The sequence below is a fragment of the Pseudomonas sp. S5D5 genome (genome assembly GCF_003013355.1).
In the GTDB taxonomy this organism is placed as follows: domain Bacteria; phylum Pseudomonadota; class Gammaproteobacteria; order Pseudomonadales; family Pseudomonadaceae; genus Aquipseudomonas; species Aquipseudomonas aylmerensis.
Genome location: NZ_PTEO01000001.1, coordinates 1,541,683 through 1,557,253, shown reverse-complemented (window position 1 = coordinate 1,557,253; position 15,571 = coordinate 1,541,683). Strand labels below are relative to the sequence as shown.

At 56.6% G+C, this 15,571-nt stretch carries 21 protein-coding genes; 4 read left to right on the top strand and 17 right to left on the bottom strand.

Annotated elements, in window-relative coordinates; genetic code table 11:
- Nucleotides 1-79: 79 nt before the first annotated feature.
- The 4 genes from C9990_RS32235 (at nucleotide 80) to C9990_RS07480 (ending at nucleotide 3,850) form a co-directional block, all read left to right on the top strand.
- A complete protein-coding gene (locus C9990_RS32235) occupies nucleotides 80-685 on the top strand; it encodes a hypothetical protein (protein ID WP_157955051.1) in 606 nt (201 codons plus the stop codon).
- Nucleotides 686-800: 115 nt separating this feature from the next.
- Complete coding sequence (locus tag C9990_RS07490; protein WP_106802918.1) at nucleotides 801-1,016, top strand: hypothetical protein; 216 nt, start codon at nucleotides 801-803, stop codon at nucleotides 1,014-1,016.
- 430 nt (nucleotides 1,017-1,446) lie between these two features.
- Nucleotides 1,447-3,171 (top strand): LA2681 family HEPN domain-containing protein, encoded by a 1,725-nt coding sequence (locus C9990_RS07485; RefSeq protein WP_157955050.1) that lies wholly within the window; start codon nucleotides 1,447-1,449, stop codon nucleotides 3,169-3,171.
- A 28-nt stretch (nucleotides 3,172-3,199) separates the two neighbouring features.
- Complete coding sequence (locus C9990_RS07480) at nucleotides 3,200-3,850, top strand: hypothetical protein (protein WP_157955049.1); 651 nt, start codon at nucleotides 3,200-3,202, stop codon at nucleotides 3,848-3,850.
- Nucleotides 3,851-3,864: 14 nt separating this feature from the next.
- On the opposite strand, the gene C9990_RS07475 is transcribed toward C9990_RS07480, so the two are convergent.
- The 17 genes from C9990_RS07475 to C9990_RS07400 are packed head-to-tail and all read right to left on the bottom strand — an operon-like array spanning nucleotide 3,865 to nucleotide 15,571.
- Nucleotides 3,865-4,842, bottom strand: a complete 978-nt coding sequence (locus tag C9990_RS07475) for a hypothetical protein (RefSeq protein WP_106802915.1) — start codon at nucleotides 4,840-4,842, stop codon at nucleotides 3,865-3,867.
- Nucleotides 4,815-5,519 (bottom strand): hypothetical protein, encoded by a 705-nt coding sequence (locus tag C9990_RS07470; protein ID WP_106802914.1) that lies wholly within the window; start codon nucleotides 5,517-5,519, stop codon nucleotides 4,815-4,817. Before C9990_RS07470 ends, C9990_RS07475 begins: the two co-directional genes overlap by 28 nt.
- Nucleotides 5,516-6,058, bottom strand: a complete 543-nt coding sequence (locus C9990_RS07465; protein WP_106802913.1) for a DNA-binding protein — start codon at nucleotides 6,056-6,058, stop codon at nucleotides 5,516-5,518. The genes C9990_RS07470 and C9990_RS07465 overlap by 4 nt, the downstream gene beginning before the upstream one ends.
- Nucleotides 6,055-6,957, bottom strand: coding sequence for a hypothetical protein (locus C9990_RS07460; RefSeq protein ID WP_106802912.1), 903 nt, complete (start codon nucleotides 6,955-6,957; stop codon nucleotides 6,055-6,057). The genes C9990_RS07465 and C9990_RS07460 overlap by 4 nt, the downstream gene beginning before the upstream one ends.
- Before the next feature lie 32 nt (nucleotides 6,958-6,989).
- Nucleotides 6,990-7,529 carry a hypothetical protein gene (locus C9990_RS32425; RefSeq protein WP_177410325.1) on the bottom strand — a complete coding sequence of 180 codons (540 nt, stop codon included), beginning with the start codon at nucleotides 7,527-7,529 and terminating at the stop codon, nucleotides 6,990-6,992.
- Nucleotides 7,530-7,531: 2 nt separating this feature from the next.
- The gene (locus C9990_RS07450; RefSeq protein WP_106802911.1) at nucleotides 7,532-9,127 is read right to left on the bottom strand and encodes a phage tail protein; all 1,596 of its coding nucleotides are present in this window, start codon (nucleotides 9,125-9,127) and stop codon (nucleotides 7,532-7,534) included.
- 8 nt (nucleotides 9,128-9,135) lie between these two features.
- Nucleotides 9,136-9,660, bottom strand: coding sequence for a phage tail protein (locus C9990_RS07445; RefSeq protein ID WP_106802910.1), 525 nt, complete (start codon nucleotides 9,658-9,660; stop codon nucleotides 9,136-9,138).
- A complete protein-coding gene (locus C9990_RS07440; protein ID WP_106802909.1) occupies nucleotides 9,653-10,828 on the bottom strand; it encodes a baseplate J/gp47 family protein in 1,176 nt (391 codons plus the stop codon). The genes C9990_RS07445 and C9990_RS07440 overlap by 8 nt, the downstream gene beginning before the upstream one ends.
- Nucleotides 10,825-11,142, bottom strand: a complete 318-nt coding sequence (locus C9990_RS07435; RefSeq protein WP_106802908.1) for a DUF2590 family protein — start codon at nucleotides 11,140-11,142, stop codon at nucleotides 10,825-10,827. Before C9990_RS07435 ends, C9990_RS07440 begins: the two co-directional genes overlap by 4 nt.
- Complete coding sequence (locus tag C9990_RS07430) at nucleotides 11,139-13,124, bottom strand: phage tail tape measure protein (protein ID WP_106802907.1); 1,986 nt, start codon at nucleotides 13,122-13,124, stop codon at nucleotides 11,139-11,141. The genes C9990_RS07435 and C9990_RS07430 overlap by 4 nt, the downstream gene beginning before the upstream one ends.
- 7 nt (nucleotides 13,125-13,131) lie before the next feature.
- Nucleotides 13,132-13,275, bottom strand: a complete 144-nt coding sequence (locus C9990_RS33040; protein ID WP_157955048.1) for a hypothetical protein — start codon at nucleotides 13,273-13,275, stop codon at nucleotides 13,132-13,134.
- Between the two features lie 20 nt (nucleotides 13,276-13,295).
- Complete coding sequence (locus tag C9990_RS07425) at nucleotides 13,296-13,589, bottom strand: putative phage tail assembly chaperone (RefSeq protein ID WP_078834472.1); 294 nt, start codon at nucleotides 13,587-13,589, stop codon at nucleotides 13,296-13,298.
- 42 nt (nucleotides 13,590-13,631) lie between these two features.
- On the bottom strand, nucleotides 13,632-14,087 hold the full coding sequence (locus C9990_RS07420) for a lysis system i-spanin subunit Rz (RefSeq protein WP_106802906.1): 456 nt from the start codon (nucleotides 14,085-14,087) through the stop codon (nucleotides 13,632-13,634).
- Nucleotides 14,087-14,620, bottom strand: coding sequence for a lysozyme (locus tag C9990_RS07415; protein ID WP_106802905.1), 534 nt, complete (start codon nucleotides 14,618-14,620; stop codon nucleotides 14,087-14,089). Before C9990_RS07415 ends, C9990_RS07420 begins: the two co-directional genes overlap by 1 nt.
- Entirely contained in the window at nucleotides 14,617-14,913 is a 297-nt protein-coding gene (locus C9990_RS07410) for a hypothetical protein (protein ID WP_065909425.1), read from the bottom strand. The genes C9990_RS07415 and C9990_RS07410 overlap by 4 nt, the downstream gene beginning before the upstream one ends.
- Nucleotides 14,910-15,122 (bottom strand): TraR/DksA C4-type zinc finger protein, encoded by a 213-nt coding sequence (locus tag C9990_RS07405; protein ID WP_106802904.1) that lies wholly within the window; start codon nucleotides 15,120-15,122, stop codon nucleotides 14,910-14,912. The genes C9990_RS07410 and C9990_RS07405 overlap by 4 nt, the downstream gene beginning before the upstream one ends.
- Entirely contained in the window at nucleotides 15,122-15,571 is a 450-nt protein-coding gene (locus C9990_RS07400; RefSeq protein ID WP_106802903.1) for a phage protein, read from the bottom strand. Before C9990_RS07400 ends, C9990_RS07405 begins: the two co-directional genes overlap by 1 nt.

Sequence of the window (15,571 nt, the reverse complement as noted above, 5' to 3'; positions counted from 1 at the left end):
ACACATCAAGCTTTTCAGCCACCTATAAACAATCTTTTAAACCATAATTCCACTTTAAAAATGGAAACCAAGGTAAATCATGGAAGTTAATGCCGTAAACCACAAAATAAGAATCGAGCTCTGCCCAAAAAGATCAAACAGCAAAACCCCATGGCAAAAACTTCAAAAAAGGTTCATTCAAGGAGAACCTTATGATATATATTTTAGAGTGACTAATATCGGTAGCGCACCCACACCCGAGTTCACGATATCTAACTTTAAACTCCACTCAAAATCAGATAGCACATTTATCGATTCGAAAAATACAATTCTAATAAAACAACTAAACCCTAATGAGACAATAGGAATAACTTTAGACAAAATGACGATTGCGTTTAAAGGAGGAGCCTGGGCAAAAATTGACGTATCACCAGTCAACCCAGAACTTAGGATCACTACCTTTCAACATGATTCGCTACATAAAAAAGATGAAGCATATGACAATGGCAGATGGGGAAATCTTATATATGTTCAAGGTGAACTTGAAGTAACCCAAGAAAAAACGAACACCTTGATACTGACGCTCACGACAGTAACCGTAATCGAATCTATTTTCGGGATGAAAAAAACTCTCTTAGCTCTGGTAGAGTTAGCATATTACCCAATATCACAACTAGCAGCGTTAATGGGTTCTTTCATAAAATAGAACCCACGAAGGCAACCTAATCTGTTAGCTACCGAGTCTGCCCCCACTGCTAACTCGCCAATAGTCAACTGTATAAGTTTAACAACGACTCGAATACCAAAGTAGGGGTTGAACCATGTCCAATCAATATTCACTCGGAGATGTGCTTGAAAGGATGTATGAAAATCAGCTAGCCCTTGAGGCCGCAGTGATGGAGCTTACTCTCCGCCTCGAGGAACAAGGCTCGGTGGAAGTGGGCGATAACGTGAGAGGTGCGCTAGAAACGATCGGCGAGAATGCCGGCCACATCAAGCAAGGTTTGGCCCGCCTCAAAGGGTCTGGCGCGGCTTAGCAAAGAAAGCCATCGAGTGAAATGCCCCTATCACAGCGGAGACCTTGTTTCCCCTGGCCTGGGGCAGATTTTACGTCAGATCCACGACAGAGAGTATCGTCTGCAAAATGATGTTTCTCGATTCGAAAAACAGCTGAGTTCCTACTTTTTGATCAATAAACCTTGGGATTCCTCATCCCTCTCCCGCCAGCATCTCTGCTATTCGTTTTGAAACCTGGCTGCACTCCTTCGCAAAACTTTGCACTTTGTGAAATGGCCATTCGCCCTACGGCCCCCGCAGCGGGTCTGGGCTGCGCTGCTGATTGCGCCACCCTAACCTTTGCACAAAAAACCGACGCAAACCCGGTCGGCGGGAGGGGGATAAGTGCTTTTCTGAGAGAAATTTTTATCCAGTCAACATTCTTGGCTCTGAAGCTCTTTAGCAAGAGTCATGGCCACTAGCGTGCTATCAAGGGCAGTTGTAATCTTGAGAGAGCCGTGCAGGCCTAGAATTCAAAGGGGTGGGCAGATGTTGACGCAGAAGGCGCTTAATGAGATATGCGAGAAAATTGACCTATTCATAGATTCTAGAAAGCATATAGAGTTAGAAGCGTATCTCGAAAAAGTCGAAGACAGCAAATTCCACAACTCTAGGGACCAAGCACACTTCTACTACTCACTAGGAACTGGACATTTGAGTTTTAGGGAAAGTTTCAAAACCTCATGGAAGAAAGACACCGCTGGAAAAGCAGTAAAATACTTCCGTAAGGCAATGTATGAAGACGGCTTCAAAAAACTCCCCTCAAAAATCCAAAGCAGAATAATTACAAACTTTGGAGCAGCACTACTAAGACAAGGACGAAAGTTTGAAGCCATAGCGGAATTCAACAAAGCGATAAGAATAAACAGAAACCCGATTGCACTTCTAAAAAAAGGAACTACCTTACTGCATCTTTCAGATGAAGTATTCTATGATAGCCACCAAATATACTATCAATACGAAGCGCATAAAATATTAAAAGATATTTACGACAACAGGCAGAAATTATTCGAGCCCGACCATATCGCCGACTTGGAACGTGACTCTTGCACCACTTCATTCCTAAAGTGGTACGACGAAAACATTGAATACTTAAAAGACTCTCCCTACCCAGAAGAAAAACCGAGAAAAAAGTCAACAAAAAAAGAAGAGGCCTATAACAATTGGTGTATCAAAAACTCCCTTTACATAAACGACCTAAACGAGATACTGAACAACCGATGTGCAGAAGAGGATATAATCACACTACCCGACCTTGCGCATCTTGTGAACCCGCTAATAACAACATCGGACACTCTCGCTCTTAACGCTGCATTTTCAGAAATAAAGCATCAATATGCATTTGCAAGATTCAACTACTTCGACGCAATAACCAGCATAAGCGCAACTAAAGAAATTGAGCACTTTTCAGACAAACGTTTGCACCTGACCAACTCCCTGGATTATTGCTTATACCGCCGAGATATAGAAATGGTGAAAGTCTCTTTCAGACTTCTCTATTCCTGCTTCGACAAAATCTCCATACTCATGAAGAAATACTTATCACTCGACATCAAAGACAAAAATGTAACTTTTAGTCGTGTTTGGTTTACTGATACTGAAAGAGTGAAAACGAGAGACTATTTCATTAATTCCAACAACACATTTTTATTAGCGCTTTACTGGCTTTCCAGAGATATCAATGACGACGAAGATATAAACCATAACTACTGGATGGACTCGAACGCCCTTAAACTTGCTGACATACGTAACAAAATGGAACACCAAGGTTTTCGAGTAACCATCGACTCACTGCATAAAATCAACAAACTGCACACTAAAGATACTTCAGCCATCAAAAACGAAATCCTTCAAAAAATCGAAGAATTGCAAGCTACTATTTCTGCATCGACCTCAGACGAAGACACCTGCAACAACAAAGAGTCATTAGATCACCTGCAAGCGTTACTTAAAGAAGAAGAAAACTTAAGGGGCTACCCTTTCATAATCACAGACATTGAACTCAGAGAGCAAACAGTCAGACTGATGAAATCAGCTCGACACGCAATTATTTACTTAGCACTTGGAATTCATCACGCAGAAAAACGAAAACCTCATGCTGAAAACTTAATCGGCATGCCTGTACCAATGCTATAGCCCCCTAAACATACAGAGCCCTTCTCTTATGGAAATCGACACATTCGCACAGTGCCTAAACTACTTAGGCTTAGCACAAAACAAAAAAACAACTGTAGAACTTCTAATTCCAGGACTTAGCTCATTAGTAGGAGTAATCGCAGGCGCTTCCATTACGATGCTACGCGAAAAAAATAAGGAGAAAAGCACGTTAAAAAACAAAAAAATGTGCATCACAGAGGAGCTAAATAGAACAAAAGATAATCTTGAACATATATTCAAGGAAGCTATCCGAATTCATGATGATTCAGTGAAAGAGCACATAATTCCTGGACACCAACTTCGACTGGAAATTTCGCTCCCTTTTGTATCCGAGCATTTTACAAGCATTGCACACAAATACTCTATTGAACAAAGGAGCCACATCATCCAGCTATCCGAAATTATAAAAGAAGTAAACCAACAACTTCAGGAATTTCACGCACTGAGAAACCCTTCAAACTTTTCAGGAAGTGCGCTAACCTCTCTGAACATTATCAGTGCAACAATTCATTGCCATAGGATACTAGACCTAATTGAAGGTGCGAAATTCAAACACAACAAACTCGCAATAATTGAGCTATCCGACAAACTAAAAATAAGCTCACCCTACGTTGAGACGTTGCGCAGTTCGCTCGACAAGACGAAGGAAAAGGCGTGAGTTAAGCTTCAACTTTAAAGCTTGATATTTTTTACCGTCGCTGCAAGGCCCCCAGCAACATTGGCTTTCAACATAAATTCGCTCGTATCACCTGAACTCGGGACAGGGCCTGATATATGGGTATGCACAGCCATCTGTGCATTCATCTGCTGCACTAGGTCAAGCAGATCGCACAGCACCTGCAGAACGTTCACCTCCTCGGAACCTATCCAAGTTTTCGGCGCAACCATCCTTTGGCTGACCGCCGCAACGCTTCTACGCAGCCCCTGAATCCTTTCCTCCATATCCCCACCCACCGTGGCGTTGAGCTTCTGCCCCACCACCAGGTTCAAATCCCGCCCGGTCGCTTGGTGCAGATCATCCACCGCCGCCAGGCTCGCAGATCCACCCGACAACAACTTGAGCGCGCCCAGCGCCTCGATCTTCTTGATACCCCCCACAGACTCTGTTGAATGGTCATCCACCGTCCTGGTGTGGCTCTGGAAGCTCTCAGTGTTCTGCATCGCCTCCACTTCCCGTTCGATCGCCTTGTCCTGGATCTTGCCGTCGGTTTGGCGCAGCCAATTGCCGTCGGCGTCGACGCGCTGTTGGCAGGCCTCGCTGTGCTGCCACACCTGGTCACCCTTCGGCACCCGGGGCAGGCTCAGACCGTGGGGCAGGATCTGAGTGATAAAGGGCTTATGCGGCAGGCCGTAGGCAAAGCTGACCACCACGGTGGTGCCCTCTTCCGGAAAACCAAACATGCCAGCCTCTTGCCCGCCCATCGGTGCCGGCAGCGGCAAGCCGGTCAGGATCGGCAGCGCGGGATCTGGCTCGCCATCGGGCAGCAGCACTTCCACGTCGACGCCGAAGCGTGGCCGGAAGTCGTCGCACAGACCAGGTGCGGCCGGTGCATCGGGCACGGCCACCACGCGGCCAAAGCGTGGCAGGTGGTAGCCGCCGGTCAGTTCGGGGAATTGCCGCTCTACACAGCGACGGATTGCGTCATCCATTTGATCGCCATTTGATTGCCGGCAAGGGTCACGCTGGTGATCCTCTCGCCCTGGTTGATGGTTGCACCTGGTCGAAGTCCTGGAAGGGCCGCGATCATTGCGCTCTGGTTGCCCTGATAGCCGTCGAACAGTTCGACCGGCAGCTGCAGCGGTGGGCGGATCCCGAAGAAACTGTCGGCCCAACTGCCCACAAACACTTCGCCGTCGCCCTGCTGCTGCCAGATGAAGTCGGGGATGTTGAAGACGCTCGCCAGGCTGTCCATGGCCAGGTAACCGGCAGCCAGGCTGTAGAAAAACGGGGCTTTGACCTTGGCATAGGCCTTGTCCGGCACGCGGAAGCGCAGGCCGGCCTTGTCGCTGACCTCGGCCAGCACGCCCTGTAGGTCGACGTGTCGCAGGTTCAACGGCATAGGCTGCGACAGGATCGCCGCCAGTTCACGGCAGACCAGGATCTGCTGCACGCTGTTGATCGCCGTAGAGCGTTCAACAAAGCCAATGAAGTGGCGCTGCAGTGGGCCGTCGTTGTAGCCGACATCGAGCATCACCAGGCCTTTGACCGGGGCGCCTGCCTGGATGGTGAAGGTCGCCCGGCCGGGGCTTTTGATGTCCAGCCGAACTTCATCCTTAACCAGCGGATACGGCGTGCCGCCAATCGTCAGTACCTTGTGCAGTTTCATGGTGTCGGGGCCAGCCAGTCATCGACCTTTTTCAAGGTCCGTTCAAAGCCACTCAGTTCCCCAGGGGCGCCGGTGCCGTCACCACCAGATGCACCGCCAACCGCCGAACCCGGGCCGGATTGCGACGTGACGCCGTTGCCGGCGCGGCGGTTCTCCACCCGCTCTGGGTTGGACAGTTTCTCTGAGAGGGTGAATTGCACCAGCCAGGCGTTCAGCGAGTCGTCTTCCCGGGCGCTCACACCGTCGGAGAATTGCACTTCCCGGATGCCGAACGCGGCGGCGGTGTCGTTGACGATGCGGTACATCTTGAGTTGGCCACCGCCGGCCGTGGCCTCGGCCAGGCGCATGAGGTTGCGCAGTTGCACCTGGTCAACAAACGGAATCATCAACGCGACCGTCAAGGTTTTGGGCTTGAAGCCCTTGTGCGCGGTCTGGCTGTTGCTGGTTTGCCCCGAAAGATCGTCACTCTCGATACGCAGGTTGGCCGTAATTTTCAGGCGTTTGCCCAGGATTTGCTGGCCGTCGAGTAATAGCGTCATAGGCCGATCAACTCCCGGACAAAGCTCAGGCCGTCCCGCGAACCCACCAACAGCACGCCGGCGCACAGCACCCACTCATGACCCGGTGCATCACCCTGCAGTAAGGCACGGCGCAACTCGTTGCTGTCACCTGGGCCCAGGATCCGCGCACGCATGCTGTGATCGGCATTGCCGCCGGCCAGCAAGGCTTTCAGGTCGTTAAACTGTTTGTCGCGGCCCTTCTGCTGAGCAGCCTTGCGACCGGCCAATGCCGCCAAGTCCCCCATGGGCGAGCTGTCGGCCGCGTAGCTCTCCAGGACAGCGATCTGGCCGGCCATGGATTGCTTGGCAGCCTTGACCACCGTGCAACGCTCCAGGGGCAGCGCCGACCAACGCGGCAAAGGCCCAGCGCTGGGGATCTCCCATTTTTCAGTCTCCAGCCGCGACAGGTTCCGCGCCCGGCGTTCGGCGCGCACCAGGTCAGGGATCGGCAACAGCGCGTTGAAGCGCGCTAAGGTCTCGGCAAACTGATCCAGGCGCGTGCCCAGGAACATCAGCGACAACGCATATTGAGGGCCAGCGGGCCGGCCGTTGTCGCTGGCGTCGACCAGTTTGGCCGCCAGCTGCTGCAACAAGTTCGGTGCGGACAGAAAACGCTGGTGACCACGGCCTTGTCCTACACCGCTTTGAAACGGCGTCACGGCAAGACACGCCGGTGCTTCGCCCATCTGTCCGGCCAATGCGGCACGGCCGGCCTCGATCGCGCCCTTGGCCGCGTCGCCCACCGGTCCCGGGTTGGTGCTGGTCATGCCGTCCAAACCCGCCAGGCGTTTCGCTGTGGTGGCCAGCTCGCCGCCGGCGAGATCCTGAGCCGCTGCCAGTTGGCCCATCCACTCGGTGGACTGCTCGGGCCAGCGCATGGTCACGGGCGCCCAGGTAGCGTTTGGAGTGCTTACCACTTCACAGCCTCCAGTGCGTCAAGGTCACCCGCGCTAAGCGCATCATCCAACTGCTGCTTGAGAGCGTATGCCTTTTGCAGTAGCTGCTGTTTGATTAGGGTGAAGTCTTCTCCGACCTGGCGGATCTGCGCGTAGGTATGCGGGCGAAACTCCCTCACACCTGCCTCATCACGGCAGGCGAAGAGCGTATCCAGTCCAGCCAACACGGCGCCGGTCAAATTGAGCTGGTCGTTCAATTCGCTGCTGTACTGATGGCGTGTGCCTAAGGCCGACGACCAAAACCCTGCGGTGATAGCCGACTCACAGGCCGCGTTGATCCTCGCTGTTTGCGCGTCGTATACGGGCTGCAGTCGCGGAGGATCGATGAGGATAGGTAAGCCGTTGGCGTCGTGGCTACGCACTTTGTCCATCGGTGGGTTGGCAATCACCGACAGGTACAACACCTCACTGATGGGGACTGCGTCATCGGGAATGCTGGCGTGCATTGCAGGAAAGTACGTGGTGCCCAGGCTCGGGCTATAGAAACGCTGCATGATTAATATCCTATGGCCAGGACTTGAGGGTAAGCACCGGCACTGACGCTACCTGTCCCGGACCATTGAGCGACAACGACGACTGACTCTTTGCTAGCGGTCATGGTTTGAAACCACATGTCGGAGGTGACATTGCTCACTGCAATGGTGCCGGACAATGAAAAAAGGTTGGTCGAAGGAAAAGCCAATGGGAGCGCGATGGTTTGCGTACTGTCACCTACATTGGTGTGAACACCCCGCGCCCATTGAATGATCAAGCCACCCAACCAAGTTGGGAAAACCACATAGCCGTTCGCGGTCAAGCTCAGCAGAAAGCCCCATCGTAATTTCTTCGGGGTGACGTAAACGGTATCGTCTGCCCCAACATTTGTTAGCTGTTGGGTCGCCACCTTAGCCCCACCAACCACCGCTTCAGTAGCCTGGTTTAAGGTAGCTGTAAGGGTGACATCGGCACTCCCGTCGAAACCGACGTTGCCCGTTAACGCTCCGCCCAAGGTGATCTTTCGAGCGGTCGCCAATACCGCCGCCCTGCCCACGACAGTGGCACCGGATACAACATTGGCAAGAGCCGTCCAGATCAAAGCGGCGGAAGCTTTCACTGCCTTTGTGGTAGCCAGAACTACGCTGCTGTTGCTTTCTGGATCATCGCTGATTGCATTAGGCAAGTTACCCAGCTTCACATCATCCTTAGTGGTCGCACGGGCGCGCAGTTGCTCGTAGTCACCATTTCGCAGTGCAAACTGCTGAACCAAAGGACCGTCAATGGCCTCCACGGGACGACGATCCGTCATGCTGGAGTCAGTCAGATCCGCGAGGGCTACGCAGTAGTGCCTCACACCCAAGGCGTCGATGTAGTCCGCTTTTTCAGCACCGAACACCACCGTCCAGCTGGCCACTACGTCGCTCAGCTCGCGCTGCAGCACAACATCCAGCCAGGCCTTTGCGGGCAACGCCGGCGGCACAACTGGCAAGGTCGCCGACTGCACCAGGCGAATGCCCTCGATGTAGGCGGTGCCAGGCTTGAGCTGGTAACTGCCACCGACCTTTTCCAACTGCAGCGAACTGCCAAAGAAGCAGGCGCGCCCATAGACGTCGCGGTTGCTCAAGCGCTCGCGCTCATCGACACCGGCAAACCGTACAGTGAAGTCGTGCTGCCAGGTGCTGGCGTCAATGGTGATACCAGTCAGAGCCAGGGCACCGTCAAACGCCATCAGGAAGTTGCGGGTGAGGTTGTTACCGATCTGCAGCGGTGGAATGTTGCGGCGCTTCTGTTGCATTGGTACATACGCCACGGCGAACAGCACGCCGTCGGCGGTCTCCAGTCCGATCCAGTTGAAGTCCCAGTCGCCAACGTCCGAACCAATCTGTGCGCTGTACACGACCTGGTTGGGGTTCACATAGCCAACATGCTCGGACGGGATCTGATGCGTATACACGATCTGCGCCGCCATAGGCTTCGGCGCGGCACGGTCAACAGGTGCGGTTGGGTTCAACCCGGGCACGTTGGCAAAAATGAATCGGCTGACTTTCAACGCCGCGTTGGCGGCTTGTTTTTGCGCGATCAGGCTTTCACCTGCAAGGGTAATAACGGCTCCCATGAGGGCTCCTAAAGGCTGGCGACCAGCGTTTGCTGATCGTCGTGAAAGTGGACAAGGGCGATCTGCACCGGCACCGGTGTGATGGTGGAAAAGTCATAACGCCGGCAGGTGCGGCCGTACTGCTGAATCAGCACGCGTAGCAATTCGGGGTTCTGCGATAACTGGGAGTCGGAGAAACGCAGCAGCACTACGTCCCAGTCGCGAGCGGCCTGGCGCTCCTCAATCTCGACATAACCGACGCCCAGGCGCTCCAGGATGCGTTTCATGCCGGCGGTGCTGCCGGCGTCGACGGCGTTGATAAAGGCGTACTTGACCCGCAGGCGGTACAAGGCCTCGGGCTCGCCCTTGAAGCGGGTGATGTCCCGCTGCCAGGCCAACAGGTCCAGCACAGTGATATGGCAGGTGTCCGCATCCATCTGCAGCAGCGGCCAGCGCAACCAGCCTTCGACCTTTTCCCACCAGGACTGGGCGGCGGCCTTGAGCTTGGCCAGCTCGGTCCCATCGAGCCAAAACGGCAAGTCGAGCTTAATCATGCAGCAGCACCTCCAAGCTCTGGATCCGCGGAATGTTCAGTTCGCTGATGATGTCGGCATTGGTAAAGCGCAATGACTCGATGCCGGCGAACTGCTGGTGAAGCTCTTCGCCCAGGCGGCTGAATGAAAACCGCGATTGGGGATAGGTCAGCGTCGGCTGGAAATCCGTGGCGGTGCTGTCACGGAATGCGGCACGCACGAACAGCGCGGCGTTGTCTTTAAGGGTTGCCCGCTGTTCAGTGGTCAATGTCGAGCGCGGCCAGATCTCCAACTTCACCGCGTGCTGGGTTTCAGGCATGACCATCACCAACAGGTCATCGCCGTGGCCATGGTTGCCCTGGTCGCGGATATGCGCGTTGATTTGCTCCAGGTATGTCGCTGCCGGCACGTCCGCGTCGAACAGAACAAAGGCGTTTGCGCTGCCCGGGCCACGTGGCGCGCCGTGCTGGAAATACACGCCATCCGGGCGCACGCCTGGAAAGGCCGAGATCATGGCGCGATACACCGCGTCGGTGTGCCACTGGTTGACCGCTGAAAACTGGTTGCGGGTACGCAAACGCAGCTCGTCGTTGGGCTCAGGATCTGCACCTGGTGTGGTCAACCAGCCGTCGGTGTTCACCACCTGGGCAATGCCCGGTACCGGTACCGGCAAGATCGCGTAATAACCCGGGGCCAGGTTGAAACCGGCGCCGGTGTCGACCGCCTCGACCGGGATCTGCAGCTGCATCAACCCATCGGCGAAGATACCCACCGCCGTGGTCACCACCTGGTAGATATGGCCATTGATCGATGCGGACTGCACTACTGTCCCGGCCGGCACTTCCAGGGCGCCGCCGGCGGCTTCGCGGGTGAACAGCAAAAAGCCCTTGGCCTTGGTCGCACCCTTGCGCTCGACGTTCACGGCCCAGGCCAGCATGTCGAGCCAGGCGTCTACAGCGGTCTTGACGAAAAAGTTGGGGAGCACCGTGGCCACGAAAAAATCAAGGATCCACAGCACCGGTTTGGTCACCAGGGCGCGCACCACGCGCCAGAACGGCGAATAGGCGCTGGTGTTGCTCAGTTTGCTGCCCTGGGCGGCTACCTCTTTTTCCCACGCCTGCAGGAGCCCCGCCTCGGTCGTGGGAATGCCGGCGTCGGCCAGCGCCTGCTTGAAATCTACGTCGCTCACAAAGCCACCTCAATATTGCCGAATTTCAGGGTTGTCGCCGTGACCAGGTACTGGCCCGGCTGCAGCTGGGTGATCTGCGCGGTACCTGGCACCAGGCGCTCGTCGGCCTCAACCAGCAGTTCCAGTTGTTGGATACAGTCGCGTTGCTTGAGGCGATCGCGCTCGGCCACCAGAGTGACCAGCAGGCCGCTGTCGCGGATCATGTGGGCGATGTCCTGGGCGATGCTGGCCCGGTCATCGATCAGCAGCGGCTGACGCGACAGGTCCAGCACCAGGTCATTGCCGACAATCAGAAGATCGATGTACTCGCTCATCCGCCCACCGACATGGCAACCATGTTTTCCATCTCCAGCGAGGTCATAGGCTTGCTGTTGTGGATCTCGACTTTCTCCACGTGCATGCCTTTGTTCTGGCTGCTGCTGTTGTTCTGGATGCTGGTCAGCAGCCCGCCCTGGGGCACGGCGTTGGGCCGCGCTGGCGACAGGCTTGGAATGGCCGCGTTGATGGTCTGTTGGGCCCGCTGCACTGCTGCAGCGCTGTCCATGGTGTTGAGGCCGATGTCAGTACCGGGCACCTCGGGCATAGCGCCGAAGCGGGTTTCAATGTCGACGCCGGGGATCTTGTTCAACATCTCGATCAGGCCGTTGATAGCCGTGTGAAAGATCGCCACGATCCCGTCCCACGCAGCCTTGGCCATCCCGGACCAGCCGCCCATCGATGCAAACCAGTCCGACAGCGCGGTCAGTTGGTCGCTGACCCACTTGAACGCTTCGCTGTTCATCAGCGCAGCCGTCCATTCGTCCCAGTACACAACGGCAGCGATCACCGCCGCGACCAAGGCCATAACCCCGATCACGATCCACACGACCGGGTTGGCCAGCAGCGCCGCGTTGACCAGCCAGATCGCGCCCTGCCACATGAGCATGGCGCCGCGAATCAGGGTCAGAACGGCGGTCAGGCCATAGACCACGGTGATATAGGTCAGCATGATCAGCTTCTGCATCAGGAACACGGCGGTGGTCCGAAGGCTCATCATCTGCACCAATTTCCAGACGGTGACCATGGCAAGCCAGGCCATACGGCCGGCGCCGACGGCAAAGGTCAGCAGGGACATAACAGCGATCAACGCCAGGATCGTCAGCGTGACGATGCCGATCACCCGGGTGATGTTGGGGAACATCTGCGTCCAGCGGGTCATGGTGCCGGCGATGCCCGACAGCTTGGCCATCAAAGGCGTCAGGATCGGAATAAGCGCTTGGCCAAAGGCGATGCGCAGCGCTTCGACCGCTGCGCCGAACTGCTGCCACGGGTCGACCATGGCCATGGCCATGTTCTGCGCGTCTTCAAGGCCGCGCACCTTACCCAGCTTTTCCATGCCGTTGCGTAGGCGGTCGGTGTCCTTGGCCAGGGAGCCGATTACCTGGGCGCCCTCCCCGCCGAACGCCTCCATCAGCTTGGCGCTGGCCGACGCGCTGGTCAGGTCGCCCAGCTTGCCCTGCAGCTTGTCCATGATCTGCAGCATGGGCAGCGCCTTGCCGTTGGAGTCGGTGAACTTAAGGCCCATTTTCTCGGACGCAGCACCCAGGTTTTCGAAGAACGCCTTAAAGCGCCCGCCGGCGTCGCCGCCTTCCATGGTGCTGCTCAGCGAGCCGATCACCGCGAACTGCTCGGCGATATCCACGCCGGCGGCGGTGGCGATCGAGCCCACTTCCTTGAAAGCGTCCTTGAGCTGGGCGCCGTCGGTGCGGAACAGCTGCACGGCCAAGGCAGTCTGCCCACCGAGTTTTTCAACCCATTCGCCCTTGCCCATGGTGTCAGCCTGGCCTTTGAACAGGTTGTACATGGTGCCCACGTAGGCGCCCATGGTCTCGGCGTCGGATTTGGTGGCCTTGGCCAACAGGTTGCTGGTGTTGGTGAAGGTCGCCAGTTGGCTGCCCGTGAGCCCCTTGATAGCGCCCTCAATGCTGTAGGCGGACGCCACAAAATCCCGGGCGTTCTCGCCATAGTTCACCGAGAACTCCAGGGCCTTCTGATTCAAAGCCGTCAGCGCATCTTCGGCCACACCCAGGGATTTGACCTCGCCCAGGGCGCGGTTCATCTCCAGCGCGGGCTGCAGTGATTCGTTGATGCCGACAAAAGCGCCCGTCACACCGGCCAGGCCCATGCCCATGGTCTTGATGTTCTTTTCGCTTTGCTCGGTCAGCTCGGAAAAGCCCATCTTCACCTTGCCCAGGGGCGCGGTGACCTTGTCGGTCAGGGCCAGGATGAAGTCCAGGCGGGCGCTACGATCGGCCATGTGGTTCCTATCCGTTCAACGCACGGGCAATGCCGCTTGCGACGGCAAATTCCATGCGTTTCCAATATTCGTCATCCAGCCACTTGGCCGTGCCCATGTTCTCGATGCTGGGCTCGGCACCAGGTAGCCAACGGTTGGTCAGGGCCAGCAACTGGCCCAGGCCGTCTTCGGTCAGGCGGTCAGCGTGCTCAAGGGCTTTTTTACGATGATCTCGACGTCAGGCGCGTACTCCTCGAGGAGCGCGCCGGCGATTTGCATGGTCATCACCGGGTTGGCCAACACCTCGCGCAGACCGGCCTTTTCAGCCGGCAGCACGGTGCTGCTCAGCAGGTTGAAAGACGGTGCGACCTTGTTGTTTGCGGTCATGGCATTGAAGTACTTGGTCACGTCTTGGGGCGTCAGGGTGAAGGTGAATTCCTTTTCGCCTACTTCCAGGGTGATTTCGCGGGCTTGGGTCTGGCTCATTGTTCGTATCCGTTGTGGTGGTTGGTTTAAAGGGGTTTCGGGTCAGCGCAGGCACACCTGGTGCACGTAGTCCTGCAGGCCCAGGATCATTTGCTTACTGAGGGCAAGTTGATCTCTGAGGGTGAAATAATCCGGTCGAGCGTCTGTTGCGAGTTCGGCGGCGGCTGCATCAGCCACGCCGCCGGCGCTGGCTTTTTCGGTGCCGGCGGCACTGCAAGTGGCGTTGACGTGCAGCCGCTGACGGCGATCGTCAACAGAGCGCTGCAGCAGAAGGTTTGAAGCGCGTTCATGGTTCAGCTCCAGGGTTCGTCTCAGATCGATCGCGTCACGGTCGGCCAGCATTTCCCCGCTGATCCGGGCGGCTTCGCGTAGGCCCGTCACTTCGAACAGGACGTTGTCACGCTCCTGGCGGGCGGTGTCGCGTTGCCCCTCCAGGATGTCGAAGCCGATAAATGCGACCACGCACAGCAGCAGCGGAAACAGGATCTCGCGCAGCATCACAACCCCTCCGCGCACATGGCCGCTTCGGCACGCCGGCGAGCGTGCAGCCCCGGAACAAAGCGCTTGCGGCCCTTGGCGTCAGTGACCGACGACCACACCGGGCTCTGGCCGTCGGGGCCCCAGGCCAGCGCCTTGCAGCCTTCTGCAATCTTGCCGGCATTGATCAAGCCCACGGCGCGACTGGCGCAGGTGCTGGGCGTACCAAAGTTGTGGCCATGGCTGCTCAGGGCGTCGAAGGTCTTCTGCCCGATCGCCGGATTGGTCAGGCAGTCAGCCAGGGCCAGTTGGCCTTTCTCGACCACCAGCTGCTCCACCTCAGCGCAGCGCGCCGGCGACCAGTAGTCACCCACAATCAGCGGGTACGGACTGGTGTAACGGGTGATGCCCTTGCACACGGTCGGCAGGCCACGAGCCAACTTGTCCGCGTACACGGTGTTCTGGCCGTTACCTTCCCAAGTGCCCAAGAACACGACCAATGCGGAGCTGCAGAGCGTGATGCCACCGGCGGCGATCTTGCCGCGCAGGCTCATGGGAACAGGATCCGCAACAGCGCCGGCCCTACCATCTGCGCGACCACACCCAGCACGGTCAGTACCGCCAACATGCGGGTGACCTTGGTGCCGATGTCGGACACGGTGGCCGTCAGCTCGCGCTGGCCATCGTTCAAATCCGAGAGCTGTACCGCCATGTGTTCGAATTCGCCCTCCAGCCGTGTGACACGGGTCGGCACGGTTTCGTGACGTTCTTCCAGGTCGCTGACGCGGTGTTCAAGCACTGCGAAGCGGCTTTCCAGGGTGCCTTTGGGCTTGGCGCGAGCGGTCATCGGCGCTGTCCTTGCTCAACAAGTGATTGGCATGGAACACAGCGAGTCATCCCGCCCAGGGCCTGGCGCTTTTCCGGGATAGGCTTATCGCAGTCTTCGCAGTGGGTCAGGCTTGGCCCGCTCGGCCGTGCTGCAGCAAGTGCGGCCGCGATCGCCGCGTCACGCTGACGTTGTTCCAGGGCCTGGGCGCGATCGAACGGGCAAACCATCAGCGCAGGCCCTCGATCTCTGCAGCAGCCAGGTACGGCACGCCGTTGACGCGAATGAAATCCGGGCTGGTGACGTCGAAAGGCACCTTGTGCTTGGACTTCTCGCCGCCCTTGGGGTCGACACTCAGCAGGCTGGATACCTTCAACTTGCAGCCGAAGGCCTCAATGCGCAGCTCTTCGTCGCCGGCCTTGGCGAAGAACACCGAGTCGAAGGGCTCCAACTGTCGGAAGCTGCCGGCAGCGCGAGCGGCCTCGATCAGCAGGTTGAAATTGCTGGTGTCGAATTCGAATTCACCGCTGCACGACACATCGCCGTCGACGTGCCCGTTGGGCACGCCCCGGGATTGCGCCACGGCGGTGTTATCGGTGACGTCCAGGGTGCAGCTTTCAACATGGATCTGCAGGTCGCCCAGGTTGATGTCGAAGTTTTTACCGCCAATACGGGACAT

Excerpts from the sequence above, each read along its gene's own strand:
- C9990_RS32235 (WP_157955051.1), top strand. The coding sequence starts at position 80 with ATGGAAGTTAATGCCGTAAACCACAAAATAAGAATCGAGCTCTGCCCA.
- C9990_RS07490 (WP_106802918.1), top strand. The coding sequence starts at position 801 with ATGTCCAATCAATATTCACTCGGAGATGTGCTTGAAAGGATGTATGAA.
- C9990_RS07485 (WP_157955050.1), top strand. The coding sequence starts at position 1,447 with ATGGCCACTAGCGTGCTATCAAGGGCAGTTGTAATCTTGAGAGAGCCG.
- C9990_RS07480 (WP_157955049.1), top strand. The coding sequence starts at position 3,200 with ATGGAAATCGACACATTCGCACAGTGCCTAAACTACTTAGGCTTAGCA.
- C9990_RS07475 (WP_106802915.1), bottom strand. The coding sequence starts at position 4,842 with ATGGATGACGCAATCCGTCGCTGTGTAGAGCGGCAATTCCCCGAACTG.
- C9990_RS07470 (WP_106802914.1), bottom strand. The coding sequence starts at position 5,519 with ATGAAACTGCACAAGGTACTGACGATTGGCGGCACGCCGTATCCGCTG.
- C9990_RS07465 (WP_106802913.1), bottom strand. The coding sequence starts at position 6,058 with ATGACGCTATTACTCGACGGCCAGCAAATCCTGGGCAAACGCCTGAAA.
- C9990_RS07460 (WP_106802912.1), bottom strand. The coding sequence starts at position 6,957 with ATGCGCTGGCCCGAGCAGTCCACCGAGTGGATGGGCCAACTGGCAGCG.
- C9990_RS32425 (WP_177410325.1), bottom strand. The coding sequence starts at position 7,529 with ATGCAGCGTTTCTATAGCCCGAGCCTGGGCACCACGTACTTTCCTGCA.
- C9990_RS07450 (WP_106802911.1), bottom strand. The coding sequence starts at position 9,127 with ATGGGAGCCGTTATTACCCTTGCAGGTGAAAGCCTGATCGCGCAAAAA.
- C9990_RS07445 (WP_106802910.1), bottom strand. The coding sequence starts at position 9,660 with ATGATTAAGCTCGACTTGCCGTTTTGGCTCGATGGGACCGAGCTGGCC.
- C9990_RS07435 (WP_106802908.1), bottom strand. The coding sequence starts at position 11,142 with ATGAGCGAGTACATCGATCTTCTGATTGTCGGCAATGACCTGGTGCTG.
- C9990_RS07430 (WP_106802907.1), bottom strand. The coding sequence starts at position 13,124 with ATGGCCGATCGTAGCGCCCGCCTGGACTTCATCCTGGCCCTGACCGAC.
- C9990_RS07425 (WP_078834472.1), bottom strand. The coding sequence starts at position 13,589 with ATGAGCCAGACCCAAGCCCGCGAAATCACCCTGGAAGTAGGCGAAAAG.
- C9990_RS07420 (WP_106802906.1), bottom strand. The coding sequence starts at position 14,087 with ATGCTGCGCGAGATCCTGTTTCCGCTGCTGCTGTGCGTGGTCGCATTT.
- C9990_RS07415 (WP_106802905.1), bottom strand. The coding sequence starts at position 14,620 with ATGAGCCTGCGCGGCAAGATCGCCGCCGGTGGCATCACGCTCTGCAGC.
- C9990_RS07410 (WP_065909425.1), bottom strand. The coding sequence starts at position 14,913 with ATGACCGCTCGCGCCAAGCCCAAAGGCACCCTGGAAAGCCGCTTCGCA.
- C9990_RS07405 (WP_106802904.1), bottom strand. The coding sequence starts at position 15,122 with ATGGTTTGCCCGTTCGATCGCGCCCAGGCCCTGGAACAACGTCAGCGT.
- C9990_RS07400 (WP_106802903.1), bottom strand. The coding sequence starts at position 15,571 with ATGTCCCGTATTGGCGGTAAAAACTTCGACATCAACCTGGGCGACCTG.